The 401-nt window shown below is 49.4% G+C and carries 1 protein-coding gene; it reads right to left on the reverse strand.

Translation table 11 applies throughout. The features are described from left to right. The coding region (locus tag EOS_RS42660; protein ID WP_047898283.1) for a cation diffusion facilitator family transporter at window positions 1–312 on the reverse strand (312 nt) is incomplete at its 3' end. Between the last annotated feature and the right edge of the window lie 89 nt (window positions 313–401).

The raw sequence follows: 401 nt of genomic DNA on the forward strand, positions 1-401 counted from the left end.
CAAAATGGTAATTACCACGAGGGCTATGGCATTCACAAACGCCGCGAGCGTGGTCAGTCTTAGCCAACCGAAAGTGTGGCGAATGGTGGGAGGACGACGTGAAAATTGCACGGCGAGTAGGGCGAAAAGCAGGGCGGCAGTATCGGTCAACATATGACCCGCATCGGCCAGCAATGCCAGAGAACCAGAAAGAAAACCACCAACGACTTCTACCAGCATAAACCCGGCAGTCACGCCGAAAGCATACAACAAGCGACGAGCATTATTATCTTCTGGCAGGTGTGAGGACGTGTGTGAGTGTGAGTGCGCCATGACGAGTCATCCCTTAATTATTCTCACTTAACTTTATGACATCATACTGCTTTTAGAAGTGAAAAATTAAAAGGGAGAGACTCCGCTCT

This window comes from Caballeronia mineralivorans PML1(12), assembly GCF_001028175.1.
In the GTDB taxonomy this organism is placed as follows: domain Bacteria; phylum Pseudomonadota; class Gammaproteobacteria; order Burkholderiales; family Burkholderiaceae; genus Caballeronia; species Caballeronia mineralivorans.